We start from the raw sequence: 17,789 nt of genomic DNA on the forward strand, positions 1-17,789 counted from the left end.
TCTTCTCCGGCGTGTTTTGGTTGACCCAGTTCAAGGCCTGCACAAAGGCGTCCAGAGTCGCATCCAGCTTGGCGGCTTGGGAATTAGATACCTTGAGCTTGCAGGAGATGGTCAGGACTTGAGTCATGCTGTGATGGTACATCAACAGACCGCATTTCTCCCGTCACTGACCGGCCCGGCCCCCGGCCCCCCAGTCCCCCCGTATACGGGGGGGATATAGGGGGGTACGGAGCAGGGCTCCTGCGGCTTCTAGCTGAATGGAAAATCACCATCGAGGCTCAAACGGCAAGGTACCCATGGCACACGCTGCAATTATCCTTACGATCCTGCTGGGCTTTTGGGGAGTGGTGGTCAAGCGCAATCTGATCATGAAAATCTTGGCCATGGATGTGATGAGCACTGGGGTCATCGCCTTTTTTGTCATTTGGGCCGCCCGCACCGGCGTGTTCACTCCCATCTACAAGCCCTGGCGCCAGGTGGACTATGCCGACCCGGTTCCGCAAGGAATCATCCTCACGGCCATCGTCATCGGCCTGTCGGTACAAGCCCTGATGTTGGTGGGGGTGATGAAGCTGTCCCGCGATCATCCCACCTTGGAAGTGGAGAGTATTGAGCAGGCGGTAGCTGATGACTGAGCTGACGACCGAACTGACGTTGGTCTGGGTGGCACTGCCCTTTTGGCTGGCCTTTGCCACCTACTTGCTGCCGGCTTTGACCCGTCCCAGCCTGGTCATCATGGCTGGACTGACGATAGCCTGCGCAGTGCAGCAGGGAGGCCTGCCAGGGGCAACTGCTGCGCCGTTGGAGCTCCAGTTGCTGGATCACTTCGGGGTGACGTTGCGGATCGATGGCAACGCCGCGGCCATGCTCCTGGCCCATGGCCTGGTCACCCTTGGGGTGGCCCTGTATTTGGATCGGCGCTTTGTGGGCAGCCGCTTTCTGGCCATGCAGTTGCTGATCGTCCACGGCAGCGCCAACGCCGTCGTCATCAGCGCTGACCTGATCAGCGTCTATGTGGCCCTGGAGGTGCTCAGCATCGGCGTGTTTTTGCTGCTCACCTACAGTCGCCGAGCAGAGTCCCAGCCGATCCTGGGGGAAAGCGCCCCGCACCGCTCTCGCGACCGTCAGCTCTGGGTGGGGCTGCGCTACCTGTTCATGAGCAATGTGGCCATGCTCCTCTACCTGGTGGGATCCATGCTGGTCTATGTGCGCACCGGATCCCTGGCGATGAGCGGCTTGGCCCTGGCCGACCCCACGGCTCTTGCCTTGATTGCCGTTGGCCTTCTGGCCAAGGGGGCAGTCTTCGTCGCCGGCCTGTGGCTGCCCCTCACCTACGCCACTGCCGATCCTGTCATTGCGGCGGTGCTCAGCGGTTTTACTACAAAAGCAGGCGCCATGGCCCTTGTGCGCTGCAGCGAGTTCTCGCCCGTCTTGGCGCAGGGGCTGCCCTACTTCAGCGCAGGCGCGGCGGTCTTTGGGATCCTTCTGGCTTTGATGGCCAGCACGCCCCAGCGCCTTTTGGCCTGGAGCTCGGTGTCGCAGATGGGATTTGTCATCGCTGCACCCCAGTGGGCGGGTTTGTACGGCCTGGCCCATGGGCTGGCGAAGCCCTTGTTGTTTGTCGGGGCTGCGATAACCAATCGCTGGCGCTGGTCGCTGCTGATCTTGGGGACGGCCTCGCTGGCGGGGGTGCCCGGCACTTTGGGCTATGCAGCCAAGGCCCTTAGCTTGTCAGCTCTGGATCCCTGGCACGAGTGGCTGCTGGTGGGGGTTACTGTCGGCACCACCTGCATAGCCGTGCGGGTGCTGCGAGCTTTTCCTTCTCAAACAAACGGGGACACTACCCCGGCAGCCGGTTGGCCAGACAAGGTGGCCCTAGTCCTTTGGGGCGGGGGCTTGCTCTGGTTCTGGCTGCCAGCGGCCTATGACGTCGATAATCTCATCAAGGCGTTCCTTAGCTTGGGCCTCGGGATCCCGCTGGGCTGGTTTTGGGAGCGAATTCCTGTGAAGGGATGGCGTCTGGATGAAGGGCTAGAGGCAGTGGTGGGCGGCTTGAGCGTGGTGTTGGTGCTGGCCTGGATTCTGCTAAGTGGAGTGAACCATGTGGCGCTACCCTGAGTTGGGCTTGCTGGAAATTGGCCTGCGGCTTTTGATTTGGTTTTTGCTGACGGGTAATCTGAGTTGGGACAATGTGGCCATCGGGGTGGCGGCGACGCTGCTGCTGCCTCGGCAGGCCTCTGCGCCAGTGCGGTGGCGGGATTGGGGGCGGGTGCTCAGGGAGATCGTTTTCGCCGTTCCGAAAGCTTACTGGGAGGCCTTTGAGATGATCCTCAGACCCCACACCGTAGAGGAGGTTGTATACAAACAAACTCTCCCCAATCGTTCGGCGGGACTAGTGTTTCTCGACATCTTTTTGATTACTTTTACGCCCAAAACCATTGTGCTCAATTGCGATGCCCAAGGCACCTACGAGGTGCATCTGCTCAAGCCGCGGGAGGAGGCGTGAATCTACTGCTGTTTCTGCTGACTTTGACCCTATGCCTGCCGCTGTATGCCGCCTGGCTGAAGGAGGATATTTGGCAGACGATGCTGGCTTTTGCCAGCTTATCGACCAAGACGGCCATCCTGGTTTTGGTGGTATCTGTGGTGCGGGATGACTGGATGATCGGGATTGTGGGGGTCTTGATTTTGTCGGTGGGCAATGCAGCCCTAATGCTGCTGGCCCACGTGCTCAAGCGCTTGGAAATGCTTTAAGGGGAATCAACATGGAAGTTTTGGTGGAGGCTCTCAGCTATCTTCTGTTTGGGATCGGGGTGCTGTTTTGGCTGTGGGGAACAGCGCCGCTCCTTGGGGATCGCTCGATTTTGTTTAAGCTGCACGGCCTTTCGGTGTCGGACACGCTGGGATCCATGAGCATCATGCTGGGGCTGTTGCTGCGGATCCCAAGGGAGTGGCCTCTGCTGGTGTTGGCCCTGATTTCCTTGGCCATTTGGAACACCATCTTGGGCTATGTGCTGGCCTTTTGCTCGCAGCGCAAGTCCCTATAGGAGGACAGGATGGAAGAGACTTTGTTGCTGGTGATCGCCCTGCTGTTGCCCTTGACGGCTGCCTTGGTGGTGACCCAGACCAATCCCTATCATGCCTTGGTGATGCGCGGCATTCTGGGATCCATCGCTGCTCTGATCTATGCCTTGTTTGGGGCGGCGGATGTGGCGCTTACTGAGGCGCTGGTGGGCACCATGCTGTCCATTACGCTCTATGCCATCGCGGTGCGTTCCTCGTTGAGTATGCGCTTGGGCGTTCTCGAAGACAGTCCTCTGTTGGCGGCCAGGACCTCAGTAGCACAGCAGTTGTTACAGCAGATGCGCCAAGGGCTACAGCAGTACCACATGCGTCTGGAGTTGGCCGTCTATGGAAGTGCAGAGGCGTTGTTGGCTGCCCTTCACAGCCGGGAGGTGCACACCATTGCCCTTGAGCCCGATGAGGAGGTGGCAGAGTATCGCTTGGTAACGCGCGTGCCCCGCCTGCAGGCCATCTTGACGCAACAAGCCCTGCTTTCTGAGGTCCTCCTGCCATGAGGTGGTTGTACGGGGTGGCGGCGCTGCTGGCAGCCTTGCAGCTCATGGTTGCCGACGCGGGAGCTGTTTCTCCTGCCTTTGAGCCTGTGGCGGTTCTGGCCGGAGAAAGCGGCGTGCCCAATACGGTGACGGGCTTGATCCTGCGCAACCGCCTTTACGACACCGTCTTTGAAGTCGTCGTGTTTTCTACGGCCATTCTGGGCGCGCAGTACCTGCTGGCGGATGAGCGACCGACGGCCAATGTAGCTCAGTTTACCGATATTCCCTCAATTGTGTTGGCGCGGGTGGGGGCCACCATCTCCGCTCTGATTGGGGTGGAGCTGGCCATTCGGGGTCACCTGACGCCGGGCGGGGGGTTTGCTGCCGGCGTGGCGGGAGGAACGGCGATTGGCTTGGTGGCGATCACCGCCTCTTCGACCTGGATGGAGGCCATCTACAAGCGGTGGCAAGCCGCGATGTGGGAGAAGCTGTCGGTGGTGACGTTTATCGGGGTGGCTGTAATCGCCCTGGCCGGTTGGGAACTACCCAAGGGCGAGCTGGGGGCACTTTTTAGCGGCGGCTGGATCCCAATCCTCAACATTTTGGTGGCCATCAAGGTGGCGCTGGGATCCTGGGCGGCGATTTTAATTTTTATTCGCTACCGCGGCTTGTTATGAAGGCTCGAACGGGTTGATAACGCTCGTGTCAAGCCAATACATCGTGGGCGGTGTTATCTTCTTGCATCCGCTCGAAGTCCGAATCTTCACCAATGTTTGGGATCGATCCGAGCACTTGGCAAAGGACTTTTTTGCAAGTTGGAGTAAGACTTGCTTGAGGATTTTGCGATGTTCGGCTTCTGCACTCCCACCGTGAGGCCTAGCCCTTTCTTTCAGAACTTTGACAATGGCCCCATCAACGTTGCGAACAATTGGAGTGGCCGTAGAGCGTCTCCTCGATCGGCAGATCCATGGATGGCTTTGCCGCAAAGATAGCGTTGACAGCAGGACGTTTCCCTGTCCGTTGAGCAACTTGACCTGCAGGCGACCTCTACAATAGAAGGCTGACCCTGCCACCCCTGGGATCCCTATGCCGCGCCGTACCGACATTCACAAGATCTTGCTCATCGGAGCGGGGCCGATCGTCATTGGCCAAGCCTGCGAGTTCGACTACTCCGGCACCCAAGCCTGCAAAGCCCTGCGAGAAGAGGGCTACGAGGTGATCTTGGTCAACTCCAACCCGGCCACCATCATGACGGATCCCAGTATGGCGGATCGCGTCTACATCGAGCCGGTGACGGCGGACTTCGTGGCCCAGATCATCGAGCGGGAGCGCCCCGATGCCCTGCTGCCCACCATGGGGGGACAGACGGCCCTCAATGTAGCGGTGGAGCTGGCCCGGCGCGGGATCTTGGACCAGTACGGGGTGGAGCTGATCGGGGCCAAGCGGGAGGCCATCGAAAAAGCCGAGGATCGGGAGCTGTTTAAGCAGGCGATGCAGCGGCTTGGCCTGGCGGTGCCGCGCTCGGGGCTGGCCCGCAGCCTGGCCGAAGCCAAGCAGATCGCTCACGAGATCGGCTATCCCCTCATCATCCGCCCCGCCTATACCCTGGGGGGCACAGGGGGGGGGGTGGCCTACAACCAAGAAGAATTTGAAGAGATCTGCGCCGCCGGCCTGGAGGCCAGCCCCGTTTCCCAGATCTTGGTGGAGGAGTCGGTGATCGGCTGGAAGGAGTTTGAGTTGGAGGTGATGCGGGATCTGGCGGACAACGTGGTGATCATCTGCTCGATTGAAAACATCGACCCCATGGGGGTTCACACTGGCGACTCCATCACCGTGGCCCCGGCCCAGACCCTCACCGACAAGGAGTACCAGCGGCTGCGCGACTACGCCATCGCCATCATGCGCGAGATTGGGGTGGAAACCGGGGGATCCAACGTGCAGTTTGCCGTCAACCCCGCCAACGGCGAGGTGCGGGTGATCGAGATGAACCCGCGGGTTTCCCGCTCTTCTGCTTTGGCCAGCAAGGCCACTGGGTTTCCCATTGCCAAGATCGCCGCCAAGCTGGCCGTAGGCTACACGCTGCCGGAGCTCCCCAACGACATCACCCGCAAAACCCCGGCCAGCTTCGAGCCCACCCTTGACTATGTGGTCACCAAGATCCCCCGCTTTGCCTTTGAGAAGTTTCCCGGCTCGGAGCCGGTTTTGACCACGCAGATGAAGTCGGTGGGGGAGGCGATGGCCATTGGCCGCACCTTCCAGGAGTCCATCCAGAAGGCCTTGCGATCCCTGGAGATCGACCGCCCCGGCTTTGGCAGCAACCGGCCTGAAGTCTTCCCCACCCCAGAGGAGGTGCGGGCCAACCTGCGCACCCCCAACCCCTTGCGCCTCTTGACCATCCGCACGGCTCTGCTCATGGGCTTTTCCGTTCAGGAAATTGCTCAGCTTACCCACATCGATCCCTGGTTTATCGACAAGCTGCAGGAGCTGGTGGAGGTGGAGCAGGTCCTCAAGGGGCGGGAATTGGGATCCCTGACGGCCGAAGACCTGCGCCATCTCAAGCAGATGGGCTTTAGCGACCGACAAATTGCCCACCTGACCGGCTGCACGGAAGCCCAGGTGCGGGATCGCCGCAAGGCCCTGGGGGTGATCCCCACCTACAAAACCGTGGACACCTGCGCTGCCGAGTTCGAGGCGGCCACCCCTTACCAGTACTCCACCTACGAGAGCGAATCCGAGACCTTCCCCACCGCCAAGCCAAAGGTGATGATCCTGGGGGGCGGTCCCAACCGCATCGGCCAGGGGATCGAGTTCGACTACTGCTGCTGTCATGCCGTCTTTGCCCTCAGACGCCTTGGCTATGAGACCATCATGGTCAACTCCAACCCCGAGACCGTTTCCACCGACTACGACACCGCTGATCGCCTCTACTTTGAGCCCCTGACCCATGAGGAAGTGATGAACCTGGTGGAAGCGGAGCAGCCGCTGGGCCTAATCGTGCAGTTTGGCGGCCAAACCCCCCTGAAGCTGGCCCAGGGGCTGGCAGCAGCCCAGGCCCCCATCTGGGGCACCTCTCCTGACTCCATCGACATAGCCGAGGATCGCGGCCGCTTTGGGCGCCTGCTCCAGGAATTGGGGATCCGCCAGCCGGCCCACGGCATTGCCCGCAGCGTGGAAGAAAGCCTGGAGATTGCCCGCCGCATCGGCTACCCGGTGGTGGTGCGGCCCAGCTATGTGCTGGGGGGACGGGCCATGGAGATTGTCTACTCGGATCAAGACCTGCGGCGCTACATGCAGCTAGCCGTGGCGGTGGATCCCGACCGTCCCGTGCTGGTGGACCAGTTTCTGGAAGACGCGGTGGAGGTGGATGTGGATGCCATTGCCGACCACACCGGGGCTGTAACCATTGGCGGGATCCTGGAGCACATCGAGCAGGCCGGGATCCACTCCGGGGATTCTGCCTGTGTCTTGCCCAGCCGCACCCTCAGCCCCGAAGTGCTGCAAGTCATTCGCGACTGGACGGTGAAGCTGGCCCAAGCTCTCAGGGTGGTGGGGCTCATGAACGTGCAGTATGCCGTCCAGAAAAAGCAGGTCTACATCCTGGAGGCCAACCCGCGCGCTTCCCGCACCGTGCCGTTTGTCAGCAAGGCCATCGGCCACCCCCTGGCCAGCTACGCCGCCCAGGTGATGAGCGGCAAAACCCTGGCGGAGCTGGGCTTTACCCAGGAGGTGATCCCACCCTACGTGGCGGTCAAGGAGGCAGTGCTGCCGTTTCACAAGTTCCCCGGTAGCGACGCCCTGCTGGGGCCAGAGATGCGCTCTACTGGTGAGGTGATGGGGATTGATACGGACTTTGGCCGCGCCTTTGCCAAAGCGCAACTGGCTGCCGGCCAGGACCTGCCCCTAGAGGGCACGGTGTTCATCAGCGTCAGCGACCGCGACAAGCAGGCGGTGATCCCGGTGGCCCAAGATTTTGTCCAGCTGGGCTTTCGCCTGCTGGCCACTGCCGGCACCCAAAAAGTGCTGGCCGAGCACGGGATCCCGGTCGAGAAGGTGCTCAAGCTGCACGAGGGCCGGCCCCACGTCATCGACGCCATCAAAAACCGCCAGATTCAGCTCATCGTCAACACCCCTTCCGGTGTCGAGGCGCAGCAAGATGGCCAAAAGATCCGCCGCACTGCCCTGGCCTACAAGATCCCCTTGGTCACCACCCTGGCCGGGGCCAGAGCCACCGCTGCCGCCATCCGCGCTCTGCAGTCGGGATCCCTGGGGGTGAAGTCGCTGCAGGAGTTTCACGCCGAAATGGGACGATAGATCTCAGCCTTCTTGGGTTGCCTTTCTGAAGAAATTCTTAAGACCTTAACCTTAAGAAACTCTGAAGTTCTCGGTTGGCGAAAGTGGCTTTGGCTGCCCAGGAAAAGCTGAGACCAATGCATCAAAATCGCAACACTGATTTGCCTATTTGTATCGATAAATCAATTTGTTTCACATTCTGGCTGCGCAAGTTAGGGATCCCTGCCGGCATCCCGAAAACTGTCTAGTTTGGAAGAAAGCTCCCTCAGGCCAGGCCTTGTCGGGCGCTCTCCTGACGTCGGCTTGGCAAGCCCAAGAGAGAGGGGCTTTGGTGAAATTTTCTAGGAGTTGGCCTATGAGTACGGTCATTCGTCGCTCCGCGGCCGCGCGGCGGCTCTGGAGTTGGGAAAGTTTTTGTCAATGGATCACCAGCACCGAAAATCGGCTGTATATCGGCTGGTTTGGCGTATTGATGATCCCGACGTTGTTGGCGGCGGTCTTCTGTTTTGTTATCGCTTTTATTGCCGCTCCGCCGGTGGATGTGGACGGGATCCGCGAGCCGGTGATCGGCTCTTTGTTGGGGGGCAATAACCTCATTTCTGCGGCGGTGGTGCCCACCTCAGCCGCCATTGCCCTGCACTTTTACCCCATCTGGGAAGCTGCCTCTTTGGAGGAGTGGCTCTACAACGGCGGCCCCTACCAGCTCATCGTGCTCCACTTTTTAATCGGCATCTGGTGCTATTTGGGCCGGCAGTGGGAGCTGAGCTACCGGCTGGGCATGCGCCCCTGGATTGCGGTGGCTTTCTCCGCCCCAGCGGCGGCTGCGACGGCGGTGCTCTTGGTCTATCCCATCGGCCAGGGCAGCTTTTCGGAGGGGCTGCCGCTGGGCATTGCCGGCACCTTCCACTTCATGCTGGCCTTCCAGGCGGAACACAACATCTTGATGCACCCCACCAGTTGGCTGGGGGTGGCGGGGGTGTTTGGCGGCGCCCTGCTGGCCTCTCTGCACGGCTCGCTGGTGATCTCCAGCCTGATCCGGGAGACCTCGGAGGAGGAGTCGGCCAATGCTGGCTACCGCTTTGGCCAAGAAGAAGTTACCTACAACTTCCTGGCCGGCCACTACGCCTTCTTGGGGCGGCTGGGGATCCCCGGCCTTGGCTGGCGCAACAGCCGTTCCGTCCACTTCTGGATGGCGGCTCTGCCCACCGTAGGGATTTGGGCGGCAGCCATCGGCATTGGGATGATGGCCTTTAACCTCAACGGCTTTAACTTTAACCAGTCCCTCCTGGACAGCCAGGGCCGGTTCATCCCCACCTACGCCGATTTGATCAACCGCGCCAATCTGGGGATCCAGGCCATGCACGCCCCCAACGCCCACCACTTTCCTCTCTTGCTAGCGGCCAAGGTGGACTAGGGTCGATCCAGCCCGAAGGCACGGTGGGCGGCCTGGAGGGCACGCACCCCCTGCTCCCGCCGCACCACGCAGCTCACCTTAATCTCTGAGGTGCCGATCATCTCAATGTTGATCCCGGCGTCGGCCAGAGCCTTGAACAAACGGGCAGCCACGCCGGGATATGTTTCCATCCCGGCACCGACGATGCTGACTTTGGCAATGTCGTGGTCGGTCTCGACCCCCGCCGCCTGCAGCTCCTCGGCCACCTGCCGGCACACGGCCTCAGCCGCCCTGGCCTGATCCTGAGGCACCGTAAAGGCGATGTCGGTGCTGGGGATCCCGTTGTGGTAGCCCCGCTGGCTTTGGATGATGGTGTCGACGATGATACCGGCAGCGGCCAGGCGTCCAAACAGATGGGCAGCCGTCCCCGGGCGATCCGGCACCTTGCGCAGGCCCAGCCGCGACTGCTTCAAATCCAGGGCAACGCCGCGCACCGGGTGGTCGCTTGGGCGGGGATCCCCGCAAGGGGCTGCCTTGACCCGATGCAAATGGGGGATCACCTGGAACGCTTCCCCCAGCGCCAGGGCGGCCTCCCCGGCCCGCTCGTCAGCCACCACACAGCTCACCTTGATCTCCGACATGGAGATCATTTGGAGATTGATCCCAGCTTCTGCCAGCACCTGGAACATCTGGGCGGCAATGCCCGGGCGGCCCATCATCCCCACCCCGGCAATGCTGACTTTGGCCACCGCCTCATCGACGATGACTTCCCTACACCCCAGCTGCTGGCCCACCTGCCGCGCCACGGCTGCCGCCTGGGCCGCCTGCGCCCGGCTGACGGTAAAAGCAATGTCGTTGATAGGGGATCCCTCGGCTGCACTGAGGTGGAGCGACTGCAGGATTAAATCGACATTGATCCCGGCTGCCGCAATTTCCTGGAACAGTTGCGCGGCAATGCCCGGGCGATCCGGCACTCCCACCAGCACCAACTTGGCCTGATCCCGATCCAGCTCCAGCGTATCCACTGCCTGGCCCAGCTCAATGCTGCTGTCGGCGGGGCGAGGACGGGGAGGGGGAGCAAGAATGAGGGTGCCCTCGGATCCCGCCTGCAACGGTTCCAGGCTGGAGCGCACCCGCAGCTTGACGCCGTAGTTGCGGGCAATCTCCACCGAGCGGGGGTGGAGCACCTGCGCCCCCAGGCTGGCCAGCTCCAGCATCTCGTCGGCGGTAATCTCCGGCAACAGCCTGGCCTCGGGTACCTTGCGCGGGTCGGTGGTAAAGATCCCCGGCACATCGGTGTAGATCTCACACAGCTCTGCCCCCAAAGCCACCGCCAAGGCCACCGCTGTGGTGTCCGATCCCCCCCGCCCCAGGGTGGTGATCTCCAGCTCCGCCGGGCTGGTGATGCCCTGAAACCCGGCCACCACCACCACCTCTCCCCGCTCTAGGTGTTGCCAGAGGCGGTCGGTGTGGATGTGCAAAATGCGGGCCCGCCCGTGATCCCGGGTGGTAACAATCCCTACCTGAGCCGCCGTCAGCGAAACGGCAGGATAGCCCAAGCGCTGCAGCGCCAAGGCCAGCAGGGCAATGCTTACCTGCTCGCCCGTGGAAAGGAGCATGTCCCACTCCCGCCACTGGGCCGGTGTGGTCGGGGATCCCTGCAAGATCTGCTCCCCCAGCTCCACGAGGCGGTCGGTTTCGTCCCCCATGGCCGAGACCACCACCACCACCCGCTGCCCCCGATCCACCGTGTGGGCCACCCGCTGGGCCACGGCTTGGATGCGCTCGATGGAGCCGACGGAGGTGCCGCCGTACTTCTGGACAATTAAACCCGCTTGCATGGCTTGGGCTGAGCTGGTTGGACGTGGTTTGGATCCTACCCCGAACTAGGCCAAGGCCAGCCAGCTTTGCAAAAAGGGCGGCACCGGCAGCAGGATCAGCACCAGCAGCGTCAGCATCCCCAGCCCCAGCAGATCCCGCCCCTCGTCCAGCTCCGTGACGTCGTTGAGGGCCGGCTCGTCGGCGCTGGAGATGACAAACAGCAGCAGCGCCCACAAGAGTAGCCAGGGCTGCACCGTCAAAGCCAACAGCAGCACCAGCCAGCGAGCTACCCGGCCCACATTGGCTCCCATCTGCTGCCCGTACACCGCGTGGACAATGTGCCCCCCATCCAGTTGGCCCACCGGCACCAGGTTAAACGCGATCACCACCAGGCCCAGCCAGCCGGCAAAGGCCAGCGGGTGCAGATCGATCACCTGGCCCGGCTGCAACTGATCCCCCAGCACCATACGCGCCAAGATCGCCAGCAGCACCGAGAGGCGTGGGTCGATGCGATGGAAGCTAATTGGGGTGGGCTGCCCCTCCGGCACCGCCGGCGGATCCCCAGGCGCCGAAAAGGACAGCCCCAGCAGCAACATCGCCAAAGCAACCAGGCTGCCCGCCAGCGGCCCGGCAATGGCAATATCAAACAACACCTTGCGGTTGGGCACCGGCTCTTTCAGCTCGATGAAAGCCCCGAAAGTTCCCAACACAAAGGGCACCGGGATGAAATAGGGCAGCGAGGTTTTGATGCCGTGGCGGCGGGCCACCCAGTAGCGGATCCCCTCATGGGATCCCAGAATGGCCAGGATCCCAACTGCGTAGGGCAACCCCTTCAGCAGAGACGGGAGATGCAGCAGCCGGTCAGGGCCGACCCCAGCCGCCTGGGCCCCGGCAGTGAGAGTCGTCCAAAAGGTAAACAGCAGCAGCCCCAGCGCCAGCAGAGGCCACTCCTGCTGACGGGTTAGGGAGCGCCGTGCCGCCGGGTTGGGCACCAAGGCAAAAAAAGGCTTGCCGGCAAACCCCTCCTGCAGCACCACCAAGAAGCGTTTGCCAAAAGTGTTTTCTACATTGCGCTGCACCCGCTCATAGGCTTCCGTGGGATCCGCCCGCAAATTGCCGCGGCAGATGATGGCCTGGGGACGGTACTCCACGCTTTGCAAATAAAAAACATTCCAGGGGAAGCAGTGGTTGAGCTTTTCTCGCGGCACCTCCGAGATGGGGGTGTGGACAAGAGCCGCCGAGGCCAGATCTGCAGCACTGTCCTCCTTTTCTTCCTCTGCTTCAAGCAAAGACTCGCGATCCGATCCCGCAACCGGCGAGGTGTTTTCCGCCCCCGGTTGAGAGCCTGCCGTTGGAGGTCGGAGGCGCCCCCGGCGTACCAAAGTCATGCTGGTAAAATAGGAAGCCAGAAACAGCCCCAACATGAGCAGGGGGGGCATTTCGTACTGAAACACCTGACGCCCCAGCACCCAGATCAAAGGGGGCATCATCATCACCAGCCACAGGATCCGCCAGGGCACCTTGGAGAGGCGGGCCACACTTTTTTGCAGCAGCAGGTAGGTTGCAGAACCCACCAGTGCCAACAGGATCCAATCTGCCATGAGTTGCAAAAAACAGAGGAGAACACCTCTACCAAGCTAGCGGCAAACCCAATCTCCCTGCTATGGCCAGCAGGGGGGATCCCTCAAGAGCCAAACTTTTGCTTGGCCTGCTCGTAAACTGCCACTGTGATCTTCTGGATCCCGGCTTCGCGGGCAAACTGTTCAATCTTCTTACGGGCAGCCGGACGCACAAAGAAGGGGATTTCTTTAAGGCGCGCCTCTGCTTCTGGCGTCCACTCTATCGCTTCGTCCATCCCCCCTGCCCTCAACGCAACATCCACGCCGGCAGGAGAGTGTGCCCTGTCATGCCTCGCAGGGTGAAATAGACAAACAGCAGCAACAGCAGGGATCCCAGCACAACCAGGGCTGCCGAGGTCGGACTTTTGCGGTACAGGTTAACAAAAGGCTGTAAGCCAGCCCAGATCCCCCCCAGCAAGACGGTAATGAAGTAGGTAGGGTAGCGGGAGACATTCTCCACAAATTGATCTTCCAGTCGACGAGGAGGCTGCGGCTGTGGCATGGGCAGATCGCAATCCAACAACTTCCCCTCAGTTTGCCACAGAGACCGGTTTCTGTCCCCCCGGCTGAAGAGGGATAGGAACCAGGGGGAAGCCGCCCAGGCTCAGAACCGCGAGAACCTGATATGGTAGGCGTTATCCTGCCTGCTTAGCTCAGCCCAGCCACCCACTCTCTGGCCTGATGCGAGAATTGCCCCCCGATGCCCTCAATCGCGCCGGTGACCTGCTTGGGGAACAGACCCTGGCGCTGATGCGCGTCCAGGAGGCTTTGGATCAACTGGAGGCAGCCATTCTCAGCAGTCCTCGTCTGTTCTGGTCTCGCACCCTTATCGACGAAGAGAAGATCCTGGAGCAGTTGGACTTCATCCGCCTCAACCTGCCCACAGCCTTGGAGGAAGCCGAGGAGGTGCTGCGCCAGCGGGATCAGATTTTGGCCGAGGCCCATCGTTACGCCCAGGAGATCGTGGCCGTGGCCCAGCGCCGCGCCGAGCAGCTCGTCAGCGAATCGACCATCCTACGCCAGGCTCAAGCGCAGGCAGAACAGTTGCTGCGACAAACCTACCAACAGAGCGAGGAGGTGCGGCGACAGACGCTGCAGGAGTCGGAGCGCCTACAACGGGAGGCCCATCATTACGTGGATCAGGTTTTGCAAGACCTAGAGCTGCGGCTGTTGGAGTCTCTGCGGGTGATCCGCAACGGGCGACAAAACCTTCAGACCTAAATTTGTGCTCGACCAGAGAGTGTTCATCGGTTCAGTTTTAGGCCAATATAAAAGGTAGCATCCGGGCTTCTTTACCCTGCGGATCTGTGGTAACCAAACTAACCTCCGCCAGGAAAGACGAAGACAAGTCTCGGATGGGCGGCCAGGAACTCGACGCGCTGTAGATTGCTGCTGCAGGCAAGGAACCTCGAGCTTTTGTGGCAAGCTGGCGCAGTTCTCCCTTCGCTTAACTGAGAGCGTGTGTTCCTCTTCTCAGCGATTGCCCCAACATTGGACTCATCGAGCTACCTTCCGCGGCGGGCTCTGTCCTCAGCCTGCGAGTTCCGGCTTTTACCCCTTTTGGGGAACCACTCAGTCGTCTAGGAGATTCTATGACCATTGAACCGAAAGCCCGTAAGAACCGCGAAAATGCCAACTCCCGTTCCCGCAGCCGTCGCCGTGAATCGGCCAAAGGGATCAAAGGGGCCAATCCAGCCGCCAGCCTCTCCCTGCCGAAGTTGATCCAAGAGAATGCTGTGCTCCAATCTCGCAGCCAGTTGTTGCTGATGTACAGCGACTTCCAAACCGAAATGCCCAACGACGGCAAAACCGGCGTTGGCACCTGGCTGCAGAACCGCCTCAAGGAGTACGGCATGCCCAGCCTGCTGCGTTTTGGCCCGCGCTCCTGCCCCCAGGTTTTCCGCCGCGATGAATTTTCTGAGTGGATGACGCTAGCCCTCAATGCCGTCAGCCCCAAAGACGAGAGCGCCAGCTAGGAGAGGTAGACTCTCGTCGGGGCAGACCTGAACTACGCTGAAGAGACTGCGCCATTGGGTTCAGCCGGGAAAGTTCCTTCTGCCTGCTTCTCTCAACATAAGGATGTCGTTGGGATTTTCCCGGCTTGCTCTTCTTAGTTAGTGGCCGACACTCGCGGGGCAACCCAAAGCTTTTTCCCGGAGGCTGGTCTTGTTGCCCCGCAGAGCAGAAAGGTTCTGGTCTGTTCAGCGCAAGGGGAAGGTCAGGCAGCAGCAGGTTTTGCAGCTTTCATCGGCCCAGGGCTCCCGTTGTGCCCGTTTACGGGCTTTTTCTCATCCTCCGACAACAATAGGTCGCGGATAAGCCGGGCTGCCGAGCGTTGCAACCAGCGGGAGGCCAATTGCCGGCCCAGTTGCTGGGCTTCCGGCTTGGTGGCTATCTTGGCGACGATGGGCAGAAGCTGCAGCGGCTGAAAGGTCGGGTTGCGGCTGAGGAGTTCCCACAGACGTTGCAAATGAGCCAAGCCGTCTGAGGTGCCGTTCCCCGAGCTGGAGAACAGCACATCCACCAGCCGCTCCCGCAAGAAAGCCCCCCGCTCGGAAAAGATAAAATCGACGGCCTTTTCCAGGGATCCCTGCAGGTCAAAGTCTTCGCTGTTGGCGGCGTTGCGCAGCAGGTTCTCCAGGCGGTTCCAGCGGAATTGCCCCTGGTTAAACAGCAGCTCCCGCAGGGCGGCGCGTAGCTCTGGAGCCGGGTCGGTGAGCAGCCGCTGGGCCACATAGGGATAGGCCACGCTCAACACCTTGAAATTGGGATCCAAACTGATGGCGATCCCCTCCAGGGTGAGCAAAGAGCGGATGATCAGGGCGTAGTAGGCAGGCACGCGGAAGGGAAAATCGTACATCACCCCCGAGAGCTTATCCGTGATGCTTTTGAAGTTCAGCTCGGCCACGGAGCTGCCCAGGGCCTCGGCAAAGACAGCTTCCAAAGCGGGAATGATGGGGGTGAGATCCGTATCGGGATCCAGGAACTCCAGATCCACGTAGTCCTGCGCCAAGGCAACAAAATCCCGGTTCACCAAGTGGACGATGGCCTTGATCAGGCCGTAGCGCTGGTGGGGCTGGATGGTGCTCATCATGCCAAAGTCGATGTAGGCCAGCCGCCCGTCGTGCATGGCCAAGAGGTTGCCCGGATGGGGGTCAGCATGGAAAAAGCCATGCTCCAAAAGCTGCTTAAGGGAGCAGTTAACCCCAATCTCGATCAGGTGCCGTCCATCTAGCCCTGCAGCGGCAATTTTGTCGAGTTGGGTCAGCTTGATGCCGTCGATCCACTCCATCGTCAGCACCTTGGTGCGGGTGTACTGCCAATAGATTTTCGGGGCGTAGATGGAGGGGTGGCGGTACAGCTCCAGGAAGCGCTCAGCGTTGCGGCCCTCTTGGGTGTAGTCCATCTCCTCGTAAAGCCGCCCGGCAAACTCATCCACAATGCCCACCAAGTCGCTGCGGATGCGGCGGAAGGTGCGCTTGGCCCAGGCGGCCAGGCTGCGGATGATGTACATGTCCAGGGAGATGCGCCCGATCAAATCGGGCCGCTGCACCTTGACGGCGACTTTCTCCCCTGTGTGCAGATAGGCCTGGTAAACCTGCCCCAGGCTGGCAGCGGCAACCGGTTCCGGGCCGATCTCGCGAAAGATCTGCTCTACCGATTGGCCGATCTCCGACTGGATAAGGGCAAAGGCGGTGGCATTGTCGAAGGGGGGCAGCTCATCCTGAAGCTTGGCCAGTTCTTCTAAAAAAAGAGGCGAGACCAGGTCAGGACGGGTGGAGAGAGCCTGGCCAATTTTGATAGCTGTCGGCCCCAATTCCGTGAGGATCTCCCGCAGCCGCGCCGCGTGCTTGGGCCGATTTTTCAGCTCCACCCCTCGCCAGCGATCCCAAAACACCCAGGCCAACAGACCCAAAAAGGGGGTGATCAACTGGAATAGACGCCCCAGCACCAGATCCCAGCGCCCCCGGTATTGCTCGGCCAATTGCTCCGGATCGTAGCGCAGGGCTGGCTGCGACAGGGTAACCTCAGCCCCCGCCGCTGCCGAAGCCGGTCGAGGCTGGGTTGCCACTGGTTTGGTTACTGCTGCTGTTGACGGTATTGCGCCCATAGAAGTCCCGACGGATCTCGTAACACATCTTAACTTGCTAGCTCGGGTGCGGTAAAAATGGTCTTCTCGACAAACCTGCGGGCGAACTCAGGCGAAAAGTAACACCCAACCGCTCAAGGGAAGTCGCGTAGAAAAAAGCTTTGGGCCTGAGGCAGACCCCTTACGACTGCTTTCCTTGAGGACTTGCAACCCCTGGGGGGCGTCTTTGAGGCAGTCTTCCTCTCCTGGTTCACTTGCAAGCCCAAGACTGTGAGTGGGCCAGCCTCAAAAGGGTCTTTACGGCGCTCTTTGATAAGGATTAGGATAAGGGTGCAAACTGATACAAATTGGTGCGATCCTGGGCAAGGGATCCACCACTATGCATGACAGCTTCCTCCCCCACAGTTTTATTGGTTGACGGCTACAACATCATCGGAGCTTGGCCCACCCTAAAGAAGTTGGCACGTCGCTCCCTGCTGGACTTGGCGCGTCTGCGCTTGGTGGAATCTTTGGCCAGCTACGTGGCTTTCCGCGGCTACCGGGCGACTGTGGTGTACGACGCCTATACCCAGCCCACTCCTGCCCGACAGGAGCGTTCTCCCTCCGGCATCGAGATTTTCTACACTGCTTACGGGGAAACTGCCGACGCCTGCATCGAACGGCTCTGTGCTCAGTTGCAGGCAAAGGCTTATCGGGTACGGGTGGCCACCTCAGATCGCGTCCAGCAGTGGGTGATCGGCGGCTACAACGCAGAATGGCTCTCGGCAGAACAACTGTGGGCAGAAGTGCAGCAGGCTCAAGAGCAGATCCGGCGCATCCAGCCCAAGCGGCTGCCGAGCAGGCGGGGCATTGATTTCTATTTGAACCCGGAGACCTTCTCTCGCCTCAACCGCTGGCGACTCTCCGGTCGGGATCCCGTACATTAACTGGCGAGGTGCTCCGAGGCAAACCTGATACCGGAGCAGGGTCTTTCTCACCCTGGCTGATATGGGTTGCCAAAGCCCTTCTCAGGGTAGGCA

At 60.8% G+C, this 17,789-nt stretch carries 18 protein-coding genes and 1 pseudogene; 12 read left to right on the forward strand and 7 right to left on the reverse strand.

Features of this window, described 5'->3' with window-relative positions; genetic code table 11:
• Nucleotides 1–127, reverse strand: a pseudogene (locus tag GG26_RS00790) (RNA-guided endonuclease TnpB family protein); the annotation flags it as partial.
• A 169-nt stretch (nucleotides 128–296) separates the two neighbouring features.
• On the opposite strand from GG26_RS00790, the gene GG26_RS00795 reads away from it, so the two are divergent.
• The 7 genes from GG26_RS00795 to GG26_RS00825 are packed head-to-tail and all read left to right on the forward strand — an operon-like array spanning nucleotide 297 to nucleotide 4,234.
• Nucleotides 297–635: a cation:proton antiporter subunit C gene (locus GG26_RS00795; protein ID WP_011430587.1), complete on the forward strand. Its 339-nt coding sequence runs from the start codon at nucleotides 297–299 to the stop codon at nucleotides 633–635.
• Complete coding sequence (locus GG26_RS00800) at nucleotides 628–2,118, forward strand: cation:proton antiporter (protein ID WP_414388424.1); 1,491 nt, start codon at nucleotides 628–630, stop codon at nucleotides 2,116–2,118. The genes GG26_RS00795 and GG26_RS00800 overlap by 8 nt, the downstream gene beginning before the upstream one ends.
• The gene (locus GG26_RS00805; protein ID WP_041438403.1) at nucleotides 2,102–2,506 is read left to right on the forward strand and encodes a Na+/H+ antiporter subunit E; all 405 of its coding nucleotides are present in this window, start codon (nucleotides 2,102–2,104) and stop codon (nucleotides 2,504–2,506) included. The genes GG26_RS00800 and GG26_RS00805 overlap by 17 nt, the downstream gene beginning before the upstream one ends.
• Nucleotides 2,503–2,754 (forward strand): hypothetical protein, encoded by a 252-nt coding sequence (locus GG26_RS00810; protein WP_011430584.1) that lies wholly within the window; start codon nucleotides 2,503–2,505, stop codon nucleotides 2,752–2,754. The genes GG26_RS00805 and GG26_RS00810 overlap by 4 nt, the downstream gene beginning before the upstream one ends.
• 11 nt (nucleotides 2,755–2,765) lie before the next feature.
• The gene (locus tag GG26_RS00815) at nucleotides 2,766–3,047 is read left to right on the forward strand and encodes a monovalent cation/H(+) antiporter subunit G (RefSeq protein WP_011430583.1); all 282 of its coding nucleotides are present in this window, start codon (nucleotides 2,766–2,768) and stop codon (nucleotides 3,045–3,047) included.
• 9 nt (nucleotides 3,048–3,056) lie between these two features.
• The gene (locus GG26_RS00820; protein WP_414388426.1) at nucleotides 3,057–3,578 is read left to right on the forward strand and encodes a DUF4040 domain-containing protein; all 522 of its coding nucleotides are present in this window, start codon (nucleotides 3,057–3,059) and stop codon (nucleotides 3,576–3,578) included.
• The gene (locus GG26_RS00825) at nucleotides 3,575–4,234 is read left to right on the forward strand and encodes a Na(+)/H(+) antiporter subunit B (RefSeq protein ID WP_011430581.1); all 660 of its coding nucleotides are present in this window, start codon (nucleotides 3,575–3,577) and stop codon (nucleotides 4,232–4,234) included. The genes GG26_RS00820 and GG26_RS00825 overlap by 4 nt, the downstream gene beginning before the upstream one ends.
• On the opposite strand, the gene GG26_RS00830 is transcribed toward GG26_RS00825, so the two are convergent.
• A complete protein-coding gene (locus GG26_RS00830) occupies nucleotides 4,229–4,663 on the reverse strand; it encodes a FitA-like ribbon-helix-helix domain-containing protein (protein ID WP_414346946.1) in 435 nt (144 codons plus the stop codon). The genes GG26_RS00825 and GG26_RS00830 overlap by 6 nt on opposite strands.
• On the opposite strand from GG26_RS00830, the gene carB reads away from it, so the two are divergent.
• Entirely contained in the window at nucleotides 4,644–7,868 is a 3,225-nt protein-coding gene (carB, locus tag GG26_RS00835; protein WP_414388430.1) for a carbamoyl-phosphate synthase large subunit, read from the forward strand. The two genes, GG26_RS00830 and carB, sit on opposite strands and share 20 nt — an antisense overlap.
• Before the next feature lie 334 nt (nucleotides 7,869–8,202).
• Nucleotides 8,203–9,261 carry a Photosystem Q(B) protein 1 gene (locus tag GG26_RS00840; protein ID WP_414388432.1) on the forward strand — a complete coding sequence of 353 codons (1,059 nt, stop codon included), beginning with the start codon at nucleotides 8,203–8,205 and terminating at the stop codon, nucleotides 9,259–9,261.
• Here the strand turns inward: GG26_RS00840 and GG26_RS00845 are convergent.
• The 4 genes from GG26_RS00845 to GG26_RS00860 all read right to left on the reverse strand — a co-directional run bounded on the left by GG26_RS00845 (nucleotide 9,258) and on the right by GG26_RS00860 (nucleotide 13,182).
• A complete protein-coding gene (locus tag GG26_RS00845) occupies nucleotides 9,258–11,081 on the reverse strand; it encodes an aspartate kinase (protein WP_414388435.1) in 1,824 nt (607 codons plus the stop codon). The two genes, GG26_RS00840 and GG26_RS00845, sit on opposite strands and share 4 nt — an antisense overlap.
• Before the next feature lie 45 nt (nucleotides 11,082–11,126).
• Nucleotides 11,127–12,662, reverse strand: coding sequence for a site-2 protease family protein (locus GG26_RS00850; protein ID WP_099813133.1), 1,536 nt, complete (start codon nucleotides 12,660–12,662; stop codon nucleotides 11,127–11,129).
• An 83-nt stretch (nucleotides 12,663–12,745) separates the two neighbouring features.
• Nucleotides 12,746–12,916 (reverse strand): PCP reductase family protein, encoded by a 171-nt coding sequence (locus GG26_RS00855; protein WP_011430576.1) that lies wholly within the window; start codon nucleotides 12,914–12,916, stop codon nucleotides 12,746–12,748.
• 11 nt (nucleotides 12,917–12,927) lie between these two features.
• Complete coding sequence (locus GG26_RS00860) at nucleotides 12,928–13,182, reverse strand: DUF751 family protein (protein WP_041439081.1); 255 nt, start codon at nucleotides 13,180–13,182, stop codon at nucleotides 12,928–12,930.
• A gap of 179 nt (nucleotides 13,183–13,361) precedes the next feature.
• Between GG26_RS00860 and GG26_RS00865 the strand changes: the two genes are divergently transcribed.
• Both GG26_RS00865 and GG26_RS00870 read left to right on the forward strand, forming a co-directional pair.
• Nucleotides 13,362–13,901, forward strand: a complete 540-nt coding sequence (locus GG26_RS00865; RefSeq protein ID WP_228375231.1) for an ATP synthase F0 subunit B — start codon at nucleotides 13,362–13,364, stop codon at nucleotides 13,899–13,901.
• A gap of 371 nt (nucleotides 13,902–14,272) precedes the next feature.
• On the forward strand, nucleotides 14,273–14,656 hold the full coding sequence (locus tag GG26_RS00870; RefSeq protein WP_011430573.1) for a hypothetical protein: 384 nt from the start codon (nucleotides 14,273–14,275) through the stop codon (nucleotides 14,654–14,656).
• A gap of 242 nt (nucleotides 14,657–14,898) precedes the next feature.
• On the opposite strand, the gene GG26_RS00875 is transcribed toward GG26_RS00870, so the two are convergent.
• Nucleotides 14,899–16,701 (reverse strand): ABC1 kinase family protein, encoded by a 1,803-nt coding sequence (locus GG26_RS00875; protein WP_414346951.1) that lies wholly within the window; start codon nucleotides 16,699–16,701, stop codon nucleotides 14,899–14,901.
• A 452-nt stretch (nucleotides 16,702–17,153) separates the two neighbouring features.
• Here GG26_RS00875 and GG26_RS00880 point away from each other — a divergent pair, with 452 nt between their 5' ends.
• The gene (locus GG26_RS00880; protein ID WP_011430571.1) at nucleotides 17,154–17,696 is read left to right on the forward strand and encodes an NYN domain-containing protein; all 543 of its coding nucleotides are present in this window, start codon (nucleotides 17,154–17,156) and stop codon (nucleotides 17,694–17,696) included.
• The last annotated feature ends 93 nt before the right edge of the window (nucleotides 17,697–17,789 follow it).

Source organism: Synechococcus sp. 'PEA 65AY6A-5F PE A', assembly GCF_047462575.1.
Classification (GTDB): domain Bacteria; phylum Cyanobacteriota; class Cyanobacteriia; order Thermostichales; family Thermostichaceae; genus Thermostichus.

What these genes read in the sequence shown, in the direction of transcription:
- GG26_RS00815 (WP_011430583.1), top strand. Translation starts at nt 2,766, where the DNA reads ATGGAAGTTTTGGTGGAGGCTCTCAGCTATCTTCTGTTTGGGATCGGG.
- GG26_RS00880 (WP_011430571.1), top strand. Translation starts at nt 17,154, where the DNA reads ATGACAGCTTCCTCCCCCACAGTTTTATTGGTTGACGGCTACAACATC.
- GG26_RS00830 (WP_414346946.1), bottom strand. Translation starts at nt 4,663, where the DNA reads ATGTCGGTACGGCGCGGCATAGGGATCCCAGGGGTGGCAGGGTCAGCC.
- GG26_RS00855 (WP_011430576.1), bottom strand. Translation starts at nt 12,916, where the DNA reads ATGGACGAAGCGATAGAGTGGACGCCAGAAGCAGAGGCGCGCCTTAAA.
- GG26_RS00850 (WP_099813133.1), bottom strand. Translation starts at nt 12,662, where the DNA reads ATGGCAGATTGGATCCTGTTGGCACTGGTGGGTTCTGCAACCTACCTG.
- GG26_RS00820 (WP_414388426.1), top strand. Translation starts at nt 3,057, where the DNA reads ATGGAAGAGACTTTGTTGCTGGTGATCGCCCTGCTGTTGCCCTTGACG.
- GG26_RS00865 (WP_228375231.1), top strand. Translation starts at nt 13,362, where the DNA reads ATGCGAGAATTGCCCCCCGATGCCCTCAATCGCGCCGGTGACCTGCTT.
- GG26_RS00800 (WP_414388424.1), top strand. Translation starts at nt 628, where the DNA reads ATGACTGAGCTGACGACCGAACTGACGTTGGTCTGGGTGGCACTGCCC.
- GG26_RS00870 (WP_011430573.1), top strand. Translation starts at nt 14,273, where the DNA reads ATGACCATTGAACCGAAAGCCCGTAAGAACCGCGAAAATGCCAACTCC.
- GG26_RS00805 (WP_041438403.1), top strand. Translation starts at nt 2,102, where the DNA reads ATGTGGCGCTACCCTGAGTTGGGCTTGCTGGAAATTGGCCTGCGGCTT.
- GG26_RS00825 (WP_011430581.1), top strand. Translation starts at nt 3,575, where the DNA reads ATGAGGTGGTTGTACGGGGTGGCGGCGCTGCTGGCAGCCTTGCAGCTC.
- GG26_RS00795 (WP_011430587.1), top strand. Translation starts at nt 297, where the DNA reads ATGGCACACGCTGCAATTATCCTTACGATCCTGCTGGGCTTTTGGGGA.
- GG26_RS00845 (WP_414388435.1), bottom strand. Translation starts at nt 11,081, where the DNA reads ATGCAAGCGGGTTTAATTGTCCAGAAGTACGGCGGCACCTCCGTCGGC.
- GG26_RS00860 (WP_041439081.1), bottom strand. Translation starts at nt 13,182, where the DNA reads ATGCCACAGCCGCAGCCTCCTCGTCGACTGGAAGATCAATTTGTGGAG.
- carB (WP_414388430.1), top strand. Translation starts at nt 4,644, where the DNA reads ATGCCGCGCCGTACCGACATTCACAAGATCTTGCTCATCGGAGCGGGG.
- GG26_RS00840 (WP_414388432.1), top strand. Translation starts at nt 8,203, where the DNA reads ATGAGTACGGTCATTCGTCGCTCCGCGGCCGCGCGGCGGCTCTGGAGT.